The sequence below is a fragment of the Specibacter sp. AOP5-B1-6 genome (assembly GCF_052376555.1).
In the GTDB taxonomy this organism is placed as follows: domain Bacteria; phylum Actinomycetota; class Actinomycetes; order Actinomycetales; family Micrococcaceae; genus Specibacter.
The window spans coordinates 18,728-34,308 of the sequence record NZ_JBQSVT010000041.1; the positions used below are offsets into that span (position 1 = coordinate 18,728).

General features: G+C 61.9%; 15 protein-coding genes. 9 read left to right on the forward strand and 6 right to left on the reverse strand.

All coding sequences use genetic code 11. The features are described 5' to 3' along the window. Positions 1–96 precede the first annotated feature (96 nt). From ACT3TS_RS16280 to ACT3TS_RS16305, 6 genes are all read left to right on the forward strand, one after another. Positions 97–927: an AraC family transcriptional regulator gene (locus tag ACT3TS_RS16280; RefSeq protein WP_444532570.1), complete on the forward strand. Its 831-nt coding sequence runs from the start codon at positions 97–99 to the stop codon at positions 925–927. A 149-nt stretch (positions 928–1,076) separates the two neighbouring features. Beyond that, the gene (locus tag ACT3TS_RS16285) at positions 1,077–2,153 is read left to right on the forward strand and encodes an ABC transporter substrate-binding protein (RefSeq protein ID WP_444532571.1); all 1,077 of its coding nucleotides are present in this window, start codon (positions 1,077–1,079) and stop codon (positions 2,151–2,153) included. Beyond that, positions 2,150–3,223, forward strand: a complete 1,074-nt coding sequence (locus tag ACT3TS_RS16290; RefSeq protein WP_444532572.1) for an ABC transporter substrate-binding protein — start codon at positions 2,150–2,152, stop codon at positions 3,221–3,223. Before ACT3TS_RS16285 ends, ACT3TS_RS16290 begins: the two co-directional genes overlap by 4 nt. 26 nt (positions 3,224–3,249) lie before the next feature. Continuing rightward, positions 3,250–4,323: an iron chelate uptake ABC transporter family permease subunit gene (locus ACT3TS_RS16295; RefSeq protein ID WP_444532573.1), complete on the forward strand. Its 1,074-nt coding sequence runs from the start codon at positions 3,250–3,252 to the stop codon at positions 4,321–4,323. Then, positions 4,320–5,396, forward strand: a complete 1,077-nt coding sequence (locus tag ACT3TS_RS16300) for a FecCD family ABC transporter permease (protein ID WP_444532574.1) — start codon at positions 4,320–4,322, stop codon at positions 5,394–5,396. Before ACT3TS_RS16295 ends, ACT3TS_RS16300 begins: the two co-directional genes overlap by 4 nt. 30 nt (positions 5,397–5,426) lie before the next feature. Continuing rightward, complete coding sequence (locus ACT3TS_RS16305; RefSeq protein ID WP_444532575.1) at positions 5,427–6,263, forward strand: ABC transporter ATP-binding protein; 837 nt, start codon at positions 5,427–5,429, stop codon at positions 6,261–6,263. Positions 6,264–6,633: 370 nt separating this feature from the next. On the opposite strand, the gene ACT3TS_RS16310 is transcribed toward ACT3TS_RS16305, so the two are convergent. Then, positions 6,634–7,809 carry an ABC transporter substrate-binding protein gene (locus tag ACT3TS_RS16310; RefSeq protein WP_444532576.1) on the reverse strand — a complete coding sequence of 392 codons (1,176 nt, stop codon included), beginning with the start codon at positions 7,807–7,809 and terminating at the stop codon, positions 6,634–6,636. A gap of 57 nt (positions 7,810–7,866) precedes the next feature. Further along, the gene (locus ACT3TS_RS16315; protein ID WP_444532577.1) at positions 7,867–8,664 is read right to left on the reverse strand and encodes a helix-turn-helix domain-containing protein; all 798 of its coding nucleotides are present in this window, start codon (positions 8,662–8,664) and stop codon (positions 7,867–7,869) included. 386 nt (positions 8,665–9,050) lie between these two features. Between ACT3TS_RS16315 and ACT3TS_RS16320 the strand changes: the two genes are divergently transcribed. The 3 genes from ACT3TS_RS16320 to ACT3TS_RS16330 all read left to right on the forward strand — a co-directional run bounded on the left by ACT3TS_RS16320 (position 9,051) and on the right by ACT3TS_RS16330 (position 11,698). Then, positions 9,051–10,424 carry an integrase core domain-containing protein gene (locus ACT3TS_RS16320; protein WP_444532578.1) on the forward strand — a complete coding sequence of 458 codons (1,374 nt, stop codon included), beginning with the start codon at positions 9,051–9,053 and terminating at the stop codon, positions 10,422–10,424. 344 nt (positions 10,425–10,768) lie between these two features. Continuing rightward, on the forward strand, positions 10,769–11,050 hold the full coding sequence (locus ACT3TS_RS16325) for a hypothetical protein (RefSeq protein ID WP_444532579.1): 282 nt from the start codon (positions 10,769–10,771) through the stop codon (positions 11,048–11,050). A gap of 192 nt (positions 11,051–11,242) precedes the next feature. Beyond that, positions 11,243–11,698, forward strand: coding sequence for a transposase (locus ACT3TS_RS16330; RefSeq protein ID WP_444532580.1), 456 nt, complete (start codon positions 11,243–11,245; stop codon positions 11,696–11,698). Here the strand turns inward: ACT3TS_RS16330 and ACT3TS_RS16335 are convergent. The 4 genes from ACT3TS_RS16335 to ACT3TS_RS16350 all read right to left on the reverse strand — a co-directional run bounded on the left by ACT3TS_RS16335 (position 11,687) and on the right by ACT3TS_RS16350 (position 15,394). Then, the gene (locus ACT3TS_RS16335) at positions 11,687–11,821 is read right to left on the reverse strand and encodes a hypothetical protein (protein ID WP_444532581.1); all 135 of its coding nucleotides are present in this window, start codon (positions 11,819–11,821) and stop codon (positions 11,687–11,689) included. The genes ACT3TS_RS16330 and ACT3TS_RS16335 overlap by 12 nt on opposite strands. Positions 11,822–11,856: 35 nt before the next feature. Further along, positions 11,857–12,663 carry an IclR family transcriptional regulator gene (locus ACT3TS_RS16340; RefSeq protein ID WP_444532582.1) on the reverse strand — a complete coding sequence of 269 codons (807 nt, stop codon included), beginning with the start codon at positions 12,661–12,663 and terminating at the stop codon, positions 11,857–11,859. 75 nt (positions 12,664–12,738) lie between these two features. Beyond that, entirely contained in the window at positions 12,739–13,995 is a 1,257-nt protein-coding gene (locus ACT3TS_RS16345; protein ID WP_444532583.1) for an aminopeptidase P family protein, read from the reverse strand. Between the two features lie 64 nt (positions 13,996–14,059). Next, positions 14,060–15,394, reverse strand: coding sequence for an MFS transporter (locus ACT3TS_RS16350; RefSeq protein ID WP_444532585.1), 1,335 nt, complete (start codon positions 15,392–15,394; stop codon positions 14,060–14,062). Positions 15,395–15,581 lie beyond the last annotated feature (187 nt).

Genomic DNA, 15,581 nt, shown 5'->3' on the forward strand with positions numbered 1-15,581 from the left:
TATGGGTCCTTAAATGTCGTCGGAGGGGGTGCGCGGGAGCCTCTGGGGCCCGCATGAAGTAAGGTTAGCCTAACAATAGTTTTGGAAGGTTGCGTCGTGACATCAGTGCTTGCCCATGCCCCTGCTGCTGCGCCCGGAAAGGCGGGGCTGGAGACTGTGCGCCAAGTGGGCGCGGTGCGCGGAGCCCGGGCCGTGCCGGATCCGTTCCTGCTCACGACGGGAATGATGGAGCAGGAAGAACCCTATCAGTGGCCGCCGCACAGCCATGACGAGCATGAGCTGATCTGGTCGGCCCGCGGTGTGGTGACAATCCTGGTGGATGGCCGGATGTGGAGCGTGCTCCCGGGAACCGGCCTGTGGATTCCCCGTGGCGTGGTTCACGAGGGCCACATGGGCGGGGGTGTCGCCTCTCGCGTCACACTCTTTTCGCCGGAAGCGTGGACCCGTGGATGGAAAAACACCACGGCCGTGAAGGTCAACGAGGCGGTGCAGCAGCTGCTGGTCCACCTTGCCAACACGGGAATGCCCGCGGAGGAACGGCTGCGGGCCCAGCAGGTGTGCATCGACATGCTCGAGCCGGTGGGGCCCAACAACATCTCGGTGCCGGTCCCCATGGATCCAAGGATCCAGGAACTGGTGGACAGCGTCCTGAAAGACCCGGCCGACGACCGCTCCCTGGAGCAGTGGGCACGCAGGTTGAACCTGAGTTCGAGAACCATCACGCGGACGTTCGGGGCGGAAGTGGCTATGAGCTTTGTGCACTGGCGCCGGCTTGTCCGGATGCGTTCAGCCCACGGATTGCTGTCGCAAGGCATGAGTGTGGGGGCAGTGGGCCGCCGGGTTGGCTACGGGACCACGAGCGCATTCGTGGCAGCCTTCCGCAAGGCGGTTGGCCACACGCCGGGGGAACTGCTGGCCCGGGACTAGGTTCGCCGCGCAAGCGGCAATGGTGTCCGAAAAGCGATACACGCTGTCCACACGGCTGCCGGATGGCAGCCTAGGCTTGGATATTAGGTAACCCTGCCCTAACCTGGTGGGCCATGCCGCACAGAAGACACTTCGAACACAGGATCATCATGTCCAGCACCCCCACTGCCACACCCTTCACGAAGAAGTGCCTGGCCGCCTTCGCCCTCATTGCGGTTCTCGCGGTCAGCGGCTGCTCCCAAGGCAGCAGCGACGCCGGTTCGGCAAACGCCACGGCCACGGCCAGCCAGGCTGAAGCCGGCGCCTTCCCCGTCACCATCAAGCACGCCCTCGGCGAAACCACCATCACGCAGGAACCGAAGCGGGTGCTGGTCATGGACTCGGAATCGGCCGACACAGCCCTTGCCCTAGGCGTGGTGCCGACATCCATCTCCAAGCAGACCTGGGGTGGCGACGAACAGGGCTACTTCCCCTGGACACGCCAGGCCATGGACAAACTAGTTGAGGAAACACCGGAGACCAAACAGTTCTACTCCGAGAGCGGTGACCTGAACTTTGAAGTGATCCTGGACGAAGCTCCGGATATCATCCTGGCCCCCTACTCGGGCTTCTCCCAGGAGGACTATGTGCGGCTCAGTGAAATTGCGCCCACCCTGCCCTATGACAACAAGCCGTGGCAGCCGAGCTCATGGCAACAAATGACCACCAGCATTGGCCAGGCGCTGGGGCGGCCGGCACGCGCGGCGGAACTCGTCACCGAGACCGAGGCGGCGGTGGCGAAGGTCAAGACCAGCCACCCCGAATTTGAGGGCGTGAGTTTCCTCTACAGCAGCTACTTGCGCGAAGGCGAGACCCAGGCCGCCATCTATGGCCCGGCAGATCCCCGAGTGAAATTCATCAGCGACATTGGATTGACCGTGGCACCGGATGTGATTGGCGGCGCAGCAAAGGCCGACTCCGACTCATTCAGTTTCGGTGTGAGTTTGGAAAAACTTGACACGATGAATGCCGACATCTTTATCGGCTGGGCCAGTGAACAATCCGAGGTTGACTACTCGCTGAAAAACCCTCTCTTCTCACAGTGGTCGGTCATCGCTAGCGGCAAGGATCTGTGGCTCACCGACAAAGCGCTCTCATCCGCCACGCAGCGCGTCAGCGTGCTTGGAATTCCCTGGGGCCTGGACGTTCTGGTTCCGCAGCTCACCGACATCATTGGAAAGTCATGAGCACGTTGACCATGCGCGCCGTCGGCGCCAAGAAAAAGAGCGTGGCCGCCCTAGCCCTCATTGCAGTCCTAGCGCTGAGTGCATGCGCCCCAGACAGCGCCGACGCCGGAAAGGCGGCTGACGCCTCCACGGTGGGGCAGGCCGAGGCTGGCGCATATCCTGTCACCGTCCAACACGCCCTGGGCGAGGTGAACATTGACCAGGAGCCGCAACGCATCGCCGTCATCGGCTGGACCACGCCCGACATTGTGGTGGCCCTGGGACGCGTCCCCGTGGCGGTAGGCAAGAACAGCTACGGAGCGGACGAGGGCGGGTACTTCCCCTGGTTCCGCGATGGCGTCAAGGAGCTGGGCGGGCAGCTGCCCCTCGCATTGCCGAGCTTGGAACGCGGCGAGATTGATTTCGAAGAACTGTTGGACACCGCTCCCGATTTGATCCTGGCAACTTATTCCGGGATCACAGAGGAGGACTACACCCGGCTGAGCTCGATCGCCCCCACCGTGGCCTATCCGGAGATTCCGTGGGCCACGCCGCTTGAGGACAACATCAAGCTCGTGGGACAGGCCCTGGGCGTGCCGGAACGCGCCGGAAAGCTGCAGGCCTCGCTCAACCACACGATCGCAACTGCTGCGAAGGATCACCCCGAGTTCCAGGGCGTCACGTTCGCCTATGGAACGGTGCCTTCAGATGATGGCACGGTGCTGTTCAACGGACCCGACGACACCCGGGCGCAACTCCTGGAGCAATTGGGCCTGGTCCTGGCCCCGGGAATCCCCGAACTTGCCAAGGCCAGCGGACAATCGTCCAGTTTCAACGTGAGCCTGGAAGAAATGTCGGAGCTAAAACCACAACTCTTCGTGACAAATGTTGAAGACGACGCGGAGTGGAAGAAGGCGCTGGCAGCCAGCAGCATCTTCGCCAACTGGGGCCCCGTTGACCGGGGGTCCGTGGTGGTCACCAGCGACCACGCGCAAACCATGTCCTTGTCCTCACCGAGCCCCCTGAGCATTCCGTGGGGCCTGGCCAGCTTTGTTGGTCCGCTCTCGGACGCCATCGGCAAGCTCAAGTAACCAATGCAGGGAGCAGGATTCAAGCAGTGAGCAGCAAAACTGTGCTGGCCGGTGAAAGCACGCTGCCACCGCCCCGCAAGCCAGCGCCCAGCGGCGCCGAGCGCACCCGCACCTTCAGGACACTGGGCCTTCTGGCCGCCGTCGTCCTGCTGATGGTGGTCACGATCGCGAGCATCATGGTCGGTGCCCGCGATTTGACCGTGGGCACAGTGATGAATGCCCTGTTCAATCACGACGGCACCACCGAGGCCCTCATCATCTGGGAACTGCGCGTTCCCCGCACGGTGGTTGGCCTGGTGGTGGGCCCGGCGCTGGGGCTTGCCGGCGCACTCATGCAGGCCTTCACCCGAAACCCCCTGGCAGATCCCGGCATCCTGGGCGTCAACGCCGGGGCGGGCTTCTTTGTCACGATCGCCGTGGGCATCCTGGGATTCACCGACGCCCGGGGCTACGTGTGGTTCGCCCTGGCAGGTGCAGCCTTGGTGACGGTGCTCGTCTACCTGATCGGATCGGTGGGCACCGGCGTGGCCAACCCCGTGCAAATGACACTTGCCGGCGTGGCCCTGAGCGCCGTGCTGGGCGGTGTGGCCTCGGGCATCAGCCTGAAAAACCCGCAGGCGTTCGACAACATGCGGTACTGGGGCGCCGGATCCATTGGCGGCCGGGACCTGGAGGTTGTTGCCGCGATCGCTCCCCTCATAGTCGTTGGAGTGGTGATGGCCCTTCTGGTGTCCAGGCCACTGAACGCCTTGGCCATGGGCGATGACGTGGGCAAGTCCCTTGGCGTCAGCGTTGTGGGCACCCGGGTGGTTGTGGTGGTTGCCGTCACCGTGTTGGCCGGCGGGGCAACGGCCCTGGCCGGTCCCATCGGCTTCATCGGATTGATGGTGCCGCACATGGTTCGCTGGATTGTTGGCCCCGACCAGCGGTGGATCATGGCCTACACCCTGGTGGTCTCGCCGATCCTGCTGCTGCTGGCCGACATCCTTGCCCGCATCATCCTGCCCAGCGGCGAGTTGCGCGTGGGATTGGTGACCGCAGTGGTCGGCGCCCCCATCCTGATCATATTGGCCCGGCGCAAGAAGGTGAGCGGACTGTGACGCACGAACAAACACAACTTATGGAGCATGCACCGCCAGGGAACGGCCGCCCACAATGGCTGCTGCGTTCCACGCGCCCGCCCGTCTCGATGCGATTCGACCGCCGGGCACTCGCCGTCGGCCTGGTCATTGTGGTGCTGATCCTGATCATTGGCGCATACACGCTGACCGCAGGCGCCTCCCGCACCCCGCTGGCCGATGTGGTGCAGGCGCTGCTGGGCAACGGGGACCGGCGCACCGAGATGCTAGTGGTGGAGTGGCGGCTGCCGCGCCTGCTGTTTGCCATCTTCTCCGGCGTGGCACTGGGCATGAGCGGCGCACTGTTTCAGTCGCTGACGCGCAACCCGCTGGGCAGCCCCGACGTCATTGGATTCGCGGCTGGCTCCTACACCGGGGCACTGTTAGTGATGCTCGTGGCAGGCAGCACCGGTTACTACATGGTCGCCGCGGGCTCGCTCATTGGCGGGATCGTAACGGCTGCGCTGGTCTACCTGCTGGCCTACCGCCGCGGTGTTGAAGGATTCCGGCTCATCATCATGGGCATCGGCGTCAGCGCCGTGCTCGGCTCCATCAACTCCTACCTGATGCTGCAGGCCAAGCTGGAGGACGCCATGTCCGCAGCCGCCTGGGGTTCCGGGTCGCTGAACGGGCTGGGCTTTGACCAGTTCTGGCCCATGCTCACCATCCTGGTCCTGTTGGTACCCATGGCCTTGGCCCTAGGACCCGGGATGCGGCAACTGGAAATGGGCGACGACGCCGCCAAGGCTCTGGGCCTGCGCACCGAACGGCTCCGCCTGGGCGTGGTGGTGGTGGGTGTTGCCCTGACGGCGCTGGTGACCGCGGCAGCCGGGCCCATCTCTTTCATTGCGCTTGCCGCCCCGCAGATCGCCCGCCGGCTGACCGGCGCTGCCGGCATTGGGATGATTCCGGCGGCCCTGGTTGGAGCACTGCTGCTCACCGCAGCCGACGTCGTAGCGAACTCCAGCCAGCTGCCGGTGGGCATCATTACCGTCTCCATTGGCGGAACGTACCTGATCTGGCTTCTGGTCCGCGAATACCGCCGCAGAAAATAGCTCCGCCTCACCCTTGCAGAAAGCACCTTCATGAACACTCTCACCGAGATCCGGACGGCCACCGTCGATTCAACAGAACTCCGCGCCGACAAGATCACCATTGGCTACGACAAGCGAACCATCTCCGCAGACCTGAGCGTCAACATTCCGCCCGGGTCCTTCACGGTCATCATCGGCCCCAACGCGTGCGGAAAATCGACACTGCTGCGTGCACTCTCGCGTCTTTTGGCCCCTAGTGAAGGGGCCGTGATGCTCGATGGCAAGGAGATTTCGAAGTACCACGCGAAGGAGGTGGCCCGTAGGATCGGCCTGCTGCCGCAGTCCTCGATCTCACCCGACGGCATCTCCGTTGCCGACTTGGTGGGACGCGGCCGCTATCCACACCAAAAACTGTTGCAGCAGTCGTCCCACGCGGATGAGCTGGCAGTGGCCAACGCGCTCGCCGCCACCCACCTGACTGAGCTATCCTCCCGCCTGGTCGATGAGCTTTCCGGTGGGCAACGGCAACGTGTATGGGTGGCGATGGTGCTTGCCCAGCAGACCCCACTGCTGCTCCTGGACGAGCCCACCACGTTCCTGGACATTGCCCACCAGATCGAACTCATGGAACTCTTCAGCAACCTGCACGCCGACGGCCACACCCTGGTGGCGGTGCTCCACGACCTCAACCATGCTGCACGGTACGCGACGCACCTGATCGCCATGAAAGACGGGAAAATTGTTGCCGAAGGGCCGCCCGAAGAAGTGGTCACGGTGGAGACGGTGGCGAAGGTGTTCGGCATCGACTCCGTGGTCATCGCCGACCCGATCACCGGGGGCCCGCTGGTGGTGCCGTACAAGAACACGGGGCGACAGCGGGGACTGTGAAGGGACGGCGCCTGCACGGTTGGGCGGAGCAGTCTGGCCGATTGCCTCTACCTGCCAGATGGCTCTCCATTTCTGGCATCTTCCGGATGGAATTCGCGGCTCGCTTCCCGACGGAACTCATTCACACACGTCAACATTGACGGTGTGCCACTCATCCGCACAGACTTCCTGCGGGTAGTTGGCACGAGCTTTCGGAATGAGCGGTCGCTGCTATTGTTCGTTGAATCTAACTAGACGAAGAGCCCAGCCCCGATGAGCTTCTTGGTCACTTCCGGAACGACGAACACCAGCCCGACGCGGTGCACTGAACCGCAGTGCAATGACGGGGCCCTGTTCAGGTCTGAACAAGGCCCCGTTCCTGGCGTGGAATCTACTTCGTGTTCGCGATGGCGTCGGCTAGTAGCGGCACGTATCGATCCAGTGCCCAGCCCATGCTGATGATGCTCACGCTGGTGGTCGCACGGGCGAGTTCTTTGTCGGTGATCCAGATGTCGCCACCTGACTTCAGCGGAGACCATTGAGCTAGCAGCGGGTTGGTCAGGCTCCGGTCGACGGTGGCCTGATCATCGCCCCAGGCAATGAAGATGTCGGGTGTCACGGTATCGAGCTTTTCGAGACTGACGGCCCCATACCAGAGGTCCTTGGGTCGGTTGGCGCTGATTTCGGCGACCTTGGGATCCATTGTCAGCCCCAACTGCTCCGTGAACGTGACCCGCCCGTCTTTCTTGTCGTAAAAACCGAGCTCTGTACTTCCCTCGTTGAGCGCCATCCCGTAAGCGAAGGTCGTGCCCTTGAACTCTGGATGTTCCGCCGCAGCATTCGCCAGCTTGGTCTCCGTGTCCTTGATGAGGGACTCGGTGGCGGCCGGGCGGCCCAGCGCCTGGCCGACGATCCTAGCCTGCTCCTGCCACGAGGAGATACCGAACGGCTCGTCGGCGTAAGCAACCGTAGTGGCGATCGACTCCAGTCGCTTGTACGAGGCGTCGTTGATATCCGAGTAGGGTGCCAGGATTATGTCGGGTGCGAGGTCGAGGATCTGCTCATAATCGAGCTCGCCGGTATCGGAAGAATTGAGTGTTACAGGCATTTTGGATCCGAGCTCCCCAACGGCTTCTCGGAACCAGGGCAGGTAGCCATCCTCATCGCCTGCCCAAGTTTCATCGGGAACGGCGACCGGCACAATGCCAAGTGCGACGACCGTGTCTTCTGATGAAATGCCGATGGTGAGTACGCGCTGAGGCTCAGTCTCGATGACGGCCTCTCCGAATGCGTGCTTTATTCTCGTGGGGTAGGCATCGTCTTCCACGGAGAACTTGGAGGTTTGCGCGGACGATGTGGGAGCTGCAGGCGACTGCTCCGCTGTGGCGCCGCAACCGGTGAGAGTCAGCCCCAAGGCGAGAAGGCCCGCGATCGCGAGTTTAATATTCGCCGAGCGGTAGGCAAGGCGCGGTTTGTTGATCACTAAAAAATCTTCCTCTGGTTGGTGCGCGCTGAGGCGCGGATGGCTGACTAAATCGTGGCATTTCAGTGCGTTCTGCACAGCCATGAATCATCACATTCACGCTATCCGCTGGGCCCGTCGATAGGAGGTCAGATAATGGTTCTATCGGGACAGGCTCATGGAGGACGGTTGGTTGTTTGCTGCCACCGCGCCCGGGGTGACACCAACGATGCGACGGAAGGTTGCAACGAACGTGGACACAGAGGTGTACCCAAGATGCCTGCTGACCTGCTGCACTGCCCGCCCGTTCATGAGCTGTGCGACGGCTTCCTGCATGCGCACTGCGATGCGCCATTGCACGAAACTCATCTGCGTCTCGGCCGAGAAGATTCTAGTGATGGTTCGGGGACTCACATGGAGCGCTATGGCCCAATGTTCGAGCGATTGTGAGTCTCGAGGATGTGCAAGCACCTCGTTGACAAGTCGTAGCACCCTTGGGTCGGTAGGGAATGGCACCTCAGTGCGGCGGCTGGAGGCTGGCGTCAACAAGTCGAGGCAGACTCGTTGTGCTCTAGCGCGGTACTCGTCGGGCATATTGGTCCGGTTTTCGTGGATCAACAGTTCGCGCAGTGCAGGTGTGACGCTCATGAGAATCGGCGCGTCCCAGATCCGACTGCAGGAATGCGGATCGATGTGGGTCGCACCGAGAGCGACGGTCGCATCTGAGGCTACCTGGTGGACAGTCCCCGACGGTATCCAGAGTGCGAGACCCGGGGATAAGCGCCAGGCACGTGACTGCACGCGCACTTGGACCGATCCACGTTCAGCCCACAGCAGTTCGTGTTCGTGATGGGAGTGGTCCGTCCAGCTGGCCGCCCCGTTGGTGACGAAAAAATGCGTCGTGAAGTGGAACGGCTCAGCAAAAAGGGGGTTGTTCTTTTGCATTTCGGCCAGAGGCATGTGCCGATCCTTTGCTCGGTTCGAGCGCGATCCCAAGACAGCGGGGCGGTTAGGTAAAGTAAGGCTAAGCTTACCCCGAGTGGTTGTTCCTGCTTGACAGGTAGATTTGCGCGGGCGGCTGGTGTGCGAAGCTCCCAGGCAAACATGACGTGCGCCTCAAGGCTGCGGCGGTTAGAAGCGGCCCACGGCAGACGACAGGAGCGGAGGAAGAACCTTCGCCGATGTCCTGGGAGATAGGACCGACTCATTAAATTTGTTATCTCGCAGGACATCGGTGACAGTTCTGCCTCAACACATCGGTGACACAATGGCGGTTCTTGGTGGTGACACTTCTCGCCGGTGTTAGCGGGGTTTGGCCGTCCGGTGCTGGTGGCAAAGAATGATGGGTGAATAACAATGAGCCTGTCGATCCCCGTGTCCGCCTCGCTATCGCCCAGTGGCCCGATGATGCCCCACGCGGTGCCGTCACCACGTTCTGCGCTGAGCACGAGATCAGCCGCAAGACGTTCTATAAGATCAAGGCCAGGGCCCGTGATGAAGGCCAGGCTGCAGCCCTGGAGCCACGCTCTCGCCGGCCGAAGACCTCGCCCACCAAAGTCTCTGAGGACCGCAAAGACGAAGCAGTAAAAGTGCGCGCCGCCCTGGAGTCCTCCGGACTGGACCACGGCCCGATCAGCGTCCACGACAAAATGGTCGCCTTGGGAATGGATGCCCCATCCGAGGCGTCCCTTGCACGGATCTTCCGGGAGCGGGGTGTGGCCCGGGCAGAGCCAAAGAAAAAGCCCCGCGCCGCGCACCGCAGGTTTGTCTACCCTGCCCCGAATGCCTGCTGGCAATTGGACGCCACAGAGTACGTGCTCACCGGCGGACGCAAGTGCGTGATCTTCCAGCTCCAAGATGACCTTTCCCGTCTCGCAGTCGCCACCCACGTCGCCTCCGGGGAAACTAGCGAAGCGGCCCTTGCGGTCGTGAAGAAGGGCGTCGCCGCCCGCGGGGTTCCACAAAGATTATTGACGGATAACGGTGTGGCTTTGAATCCCTCACGCCGCGGATGGGAGGGCCAGCTGGTCAACTATGTCTCCTCGCTCGGGGTCGAGGCGATCACCGGTAAGCCGTACAAGCCGACCACACAAGGAAAGAATGAGAGGTTTCATCAGACCTTATTCCGGTGGTTGGACAAGCAGCCGTTGGCCCACACTCACGCTGAGCTTCAGGAGCAGGTCGACCGGTTTGACCAGATCTACAACACCGAGCGTCCGCACCAGGGGCTGCCCGGGCGCATCATCCCGCAACGGTCATGGGACGCCACGGCTGTTGCCGAAGCTCCCCGGCCGAAACCCGTACCGAGCCTTCCCGAGCCATGGCTGCCACTGCCAGCTGCCCAACGATCGTACGCCGCCGAACCAGCAGCGCTCGACCAAGCAGAATCACCGAAGCAACCCGCCACGAGCGGCGTGGATGCAGAATCCGGTTTCGAGACTGGAGGGATCCAGAAACTCAGTGGCACGGTGTCCTACCCCGCCGACAACGGCCGCCAGACGCTGCGGGTCTACTCCAACGGCGTGGTCAAGATCGGGAAGACATTGTTCTCCGTGACCAAGCGGATGGGCGGAAGAAACATCAATGCTGTCTGGGACCGTGACGGCGTCGTGTTCGCCAGCACGGAAGGCGAGATCATCGCTGAGTATTTCTGGCCGCCCGCAGACACCAAGTACGTCGGAATGAGCCAAGCCCGTGCCCGCTTCCGCAGATCAAGCTAAGGACGCGAAGCGGTACCGATGTCCTGAGACATCAAGTGTCACCAAAGTCCTGAGGGAGAACTGTCACCTATGTCCCGAGAGATCACATGGCTTGATTAAAAGCCTGCCCATTCCTTGGGGATTGTGGCCCTTTACAGGCATGCCTCGCAAGTAATCTTCTCCCGGGCCGACGCCGGTCACCTGCGTCCGCACGTTAAAAGGAGACATCGCATGTCAATTGTGGCAGATCACTGTCGATTCATCGTTGGCGTTGACACTCACGCTGCAAGCCATACATACACCATCATGGAGTCACCCTCGGGCAAACTCCTGGCGCAGGAGACCTTCCGACGACGACCGCGGGCTTGGCACGCGAGGCATCCTGGATTGGGCGCCGCACCGAAGGAGACGTCGAGGGCGTCCTCATCTCGGCCGAGCGCACCGGCTCCTACGGAGCCATCGTGTCCGAGCATCTTGCAAAGGTCGGCCATCGCGTGGTTGAGGCCCCCACACCTTCAACCAAACGTCTGCGCGGCAAAGGAAAAACCGATACCTTGGACGCGATCACGGCAGCCAGGTCCACCCTCGTCATGGATCACGACAGACTCAGGGACCGCCGGGCGGGCGAGGTCCAGACCGCCATGTAATGGCTCAGCGTCGGGCGAGACCAGATGAACACCGATCGGCTGCGGGCTATCAATGCGCTGACCGCCTTAGTACGCGCCCATGACCTAGGGATTGACGCCCGCAAGCCACTGACCACATCTCAAAATCAAGACCATTGCGAGATAGCGGGCACGCGATGAAGCCCTCGGAGCCACTGTTGCCGGAGCGAATCCGTGCGCCTAGCCAAGCGAATCACCGGTCTGGATGGCGACCTGAAGGCCAACCAGGTCCAGCTCACCAAACTGACCACTGAACAGATGCCGTCACCGCTGGCGATGCACGGCGTAGGCGCGGTAACGGCCGCGATCTTCGTGGCCGTCTGGTCGCACCCAGGACGCATCCGATCCGAAGCCACATTCGCGATGATCGCTGGCACCTGCCCGATCCCGGCGTCCTCGGGAAACACGGTCCGGCACCGGCTCAATCGCGGCAGAGACCGTCGCCTGAACCGGGCCATTAACACCATCGCGTTGACACGAATGCGCACCGACAAAGCCACCCGCGAATATGTCGAACGCAAGATCGCCGAAGGCCGGAGCAAACGCGAAATCATGCGAACCCTCAAGCGCTATATCATCAGGCAAAGCCATCGGCACCTGACCACAAACCCATCTCTATCAGTTGCTTGACAACACGGTGGTCCGGTAAAACTGCCACTGGGGAAACTGTGTCAGCAGGGTGCTGCTCAGTGTTTCCGCAGTGATGCCCGTCCCGTCGGACAGAAGGTGCACGTGACGAGGTGAATCATCCATGGCTACGCTCCTAGGCTGAAAATTACTTTTACGTCCTAGCCGCCGAGCCGGTCGGTGATCTGCTGGGCCGTCTGGGTACAAGCCTCACCCAAGGTTTGAAGCCGCTCCGGGGAGACACGGAACCGGGGCGCGGGGATAAGCACCGCCGCCACCAAGTTGCCTCGGTGGTCGCGGACGGGTGCGGCAACACCAACCTCGTCCAATGAAGATTCACCGTAGTTGGTCGCATAGCCGCGTGCGGCGGCATCCTTGAGTCGGAGCAGGTACGCTTCCAAGCTGGCCTCGTCCACGCCAGCGTAGGAGATGGTGCCGTCTAGGATCAGCGCCCGGACCCGTTCCTCAGGCTCTACGGCGAGGAAGACCTGCACGGAGGCGCTCATGGCTTCATGGTAGCGGGCGCCCAGCGGGGTGGTGTGCTTGACCTGCTGGGGGCTGGCGATTTGTTCCACGCACATGGATTCGCGGCCGTTCCACACCATGAGCGCACTGGTTTCGGTGGTCAGTTCGGTCAGGCGGTGCAGCAGCGGATAGGCCACGCGCCTTTCTTCGAGTTCGGCCAAGAGAGGCCCGGCCACCGCGATCAGTCCCAGCCCCAGTTTGTAACGGCGCGAGCTTGAATCACGCTCCACAAGGTCTTCCTGTTCCAAAGTGGTCAGGATCCGCGACACCGTGCTCTTGTGCATGCCCACCCGCAGGGCAATCTCGGTGACACCCAACAACGGCTCTTCGGCGGAAAAGCAGCGCAGGACGGCAATGGCATTCACGATCACAGAAGTGCCGCGGGCGTCGGGGGAGGCGCTGGCGCCGTCGCTTGAGTTGGCTGTAGTCGTCATGGTCACCATCTTTCCCTAATTGTGCTCATGTTGTGGACAAATGCGGCTGCGGCGCCACGGGTTTCGTGGCGCCGCAGATGGGTGTTAGGCGTTTATGATGTTGTGCTCCGGGCCGAACGGGAACTTGGTGATGTTCTCCGCACCGCTTTCACCGACCACCAGGATGTCGTGCTCGCGGTAGCCGCCGGCACCGGGCTGGCCGTCCAGGACGGTGATCATCGGTTCCATGGAGACCACCATGCCTGGTTCCAACACCGTGTCGATGTCTTCACGCAGTTCCAGTCCGGCTTCGCGGCCGTAGTAGTGGGAGAGGACGCCGAAGGAGTGGCCGTAGCCGAAGGTACGGTTGGCAAGGAGCCCGCGATCCACGTAGATCTCGTTGAGCTCGGCGGCGATGTCCTTGCAGACGGCGCCGGGCTTGATCAGTTCCAGCCCGCGGCGGTGGACCTCAACGTTGACGTTCCACAATTCCAGCGAGCGGGCATCAGGCTCGCCGAGGAACAAGGTGCGTTCCAGTGCCGTGTAGTAGCCGCTGGTCATGGGGAAGCAGTTCAGCGAGAGGATGTCGTGTTCGGCCAGCTTGCGCGTGGTGGCCCAGTTGTGGGCACCGTCGGTGTTGATGCCGGACTGGAACCACACCCAGGTGTCGCGGATTTCCGAGTTGGGGAAGGTGCGGGCAATTTCGTGCACCATCGCCTCGGTGCCGATCAGGGCCACCTCGTATTCGGTGATGCCGGGACGGATCGCGTTGCGGATGGCTTCGCCGCCGAGGTCGCCGATGCGGGCGCCGTGCTTGATGACAGCGATTTCCTCCGCCGACTTGATCATGCGCTGGCGCATGGCGTCCTGGGACACGTCAACCAAGGTCGCGCCGTCGAACGCGGCCTGGATCTTGTTGCGGTTGTCCAGCGGCAGCGAGTCGTCCTCCACGCCGATGCGGCGGACCTTGATGCCGCGGGTGCGCAGGGATTCCTGGATGGCGAAGATGTAGTTGTCCCGGCGCCAGTCCGTGTAGACGATGTTCTCTCCGTAACCGCGGCGCCACGGCATGCCGGCGTCGATGTTCGCGGTGACGGTGACGGTGTCGCTTGCGGTCACCACCATGGCGTAGGAACGGCCAAAGGAGGTGAACAGGAAGTCGGAGTAGTACTTGATGCCGTGGTAGCTGGTCAGGACGACGGCGTCCAGGTCCTTGGCTGCCATGATCCTGCGAAGCCCCGCAAGGCGCCGCTCCATTTCAACGTCTGAGAACGTCAGCTGCACTTTTTGGCCGTTGTGCAGAACCTTCAGGCGCTCCAGTTCGGTGACGGACGTGGCGACTTCTGGGGTGGTGATGCTCATGGTGACTCCTTGTTGATAGCGTTTGTTTACATTTGTGGGGAAGGATCGGAGAGGATTGGGAAAGCTAGTGTTTCAGGGGGGCCTTGGACGTTTCCTTGGCAAGGGACACCGCAATCAGGGATACCACGGCGGCCGCCATCAGGTACCAGCCTGGGGCCAGGTCGGAGCCGCTTACGTTGATCAGCAGTGTTGAGACGAAGAGTGCGGTGCCGCCGAAGAGGGCGTTGGTGAGATTGAAGCTCACGGCAAATCCGCTGTAGCGGACCTTGGTGGGGAACAGTTCGGCGAGGAAGCTGGGCAGTGTTCCGTCGTTGAGTGTCAGCATGGCGCCCAGCAGAATCTGGACCAGGATGATCACCAGGAAATTTCCAGTGCCCAGAAGCATGAACGCGGGCACGGTCAGGACTACGAAGAGTATCGAGGCCGTGATGAGGACCCGCTTGCGGCCGAACCTGTCCGAGGCCAAGCCGGTCAGGAAGATGAAGCCAATGTAAGTGGCGAGGGCGACAGTGGTGGCGATGAATGAAAGGGAAGCATCCAGTCCAACAACCTCGCTGAGGTAGGTGGGCATGTAGCTAAGCACCACATAGAAGCCCACAGCGTTCAGGACGACGGCGCCGACCGCGATCAGCAGCGGACGCCATTGTTCCCGGAACATGGACATGACTGGTGCCTTGATGGCTTCGTCTTCCTTTTCCAGGGCCAGGAATGCCGGGGTGTCCTCGAGCTTGACACGGATGTAGCGACCGATCAGGCCCATCGGGGCAGCAAGCAGAAACGGCAGGCGCCAGCCCCAGGAGTTAAGTTGTTCTGGCGCGAGCGAAACCGAGAGCAGCAGTGCGATCAACGAGCCAAGGAGCAGCCCGGTGGCTGTGCTGGCCGGCACGACGGCCGCGTAGAGGCCGCGCCTGTTTGCCGGGGCATATTCCACCAGAAACGCGGAGGCGCCGGCGTATTCACCTGCGGCCGAGAATCCCTGGACAACCCGGACGATCAGCAGCAGGATCGGCGCCCAAATACCGATGATGTTGTAGTCGGGGATCAATGCTATTGCGAAGGTTGCCGCGGACATGATCAGGATCGAGAGGGACAAGGCGTTCTTTCGCCCCACCTTGTCCCCGATATGCCCCCAGATGAAGCCGCCGATGGGACGGACAAAGAATGAGATGGCGAACAAGCCGAACGTCAGCAGCAGAGCGGTCTGCTTGTCTGCTTCGGGGAAGAACACATGGGATATGGTGACTGCCAAGTAGCCGTACACGGCGTAGTCGAACCACTCAACAAAATTGCCGATGAAGCTGGCGCCAACCACTCGGCGCAAGGTGCTTTTAGATACCTGGTTGCAATTCTCAGGGTAGGGCTGGCCGCTCAAGGTCGTCTGCTCGGCAAGATTCGGCATCGTTGCCGCCCTGCCGGAGCTTGTGGGTTGCTGATTTGTCATTTGATCCACCAAAGAGTTTGGGGTTGCATCCAACGCAACGCTGTTGCACCAGATTATGTGTGGTGCGCGTCACCGTCAAGGCTTATTGGTCAATATCTTCAAACACTTTTCGTCCGCTTAGAAAATCAAAAAGTTGCGCCTCGCA

Bases quoted from the DNA above. Each gene is read 5' to 3' on its own strand.
- ACT3TS_RS16285 (WP_444532571.1), top strand. From the start codon at position 1,077: ATGTCCAGCACCCCCACTGCCACACCCTTCACGAAGAAGTGCCTGGCC.
- ACT3TS_RS16290 (WP_444532572.1), top strand. From the start codon at position 2,150: ATGAGCACGTTGACCATGCGCGCCGTCGGCGCCAAGAAAAAGAGCGTG.
- ACT3TS_RS16305 (WP_444532575.1), top strand. From the start codon at position 5,427: ATGAACACTCTCACCGAGATCCGGACGGCCACCGTCGATTCAACAGAA.
- ACT3TS_RS16310 (WP_444532576.1), bottom strand. From the start codon at position 7,809: ATGGCTGTGCAGAACGCACTGAAATGCCACGATTTAGTCAGCCATCCG.
- ACT3TS_RS16315 (WP_444532577.1), bottom strand. From the start codon at position 8,664: ATGCCTCTGGCCGAAATGCAAAAGAACAACCCCCTTTTTGCTGAGCCG.
- ACT3TS_RS16335 (WP_444532581.1), bottom strand. From the start codon at position 11,821: ATGGATGATTCACCTCGTCACGTGCACCTTCTGTCCGACGGGACGGGC.
- ACT3TS_RS16340 (WP_444532582.1), bottom strand. From the start codon at position 12,663: ATGGTGACCATGACGACTACAGCCAACTCAAGCGACGGCGCCAGCGCC.
- ACT3TS_RS16345 (WP_444532583.1), bottom strand. From the start codon at position 13,995: ATGAGCATCACCACCCCAGAAGTCGCCACGTCCGTCACCGAACTGGAG.
- ACT3TS_RS16350 (WP_444532585.1), bottom strand. From the start codon at position 15,394: ATGCCGAATCTTGCCGAGCAGACGACCTTGAGCGGCCAGCCCTACCCT.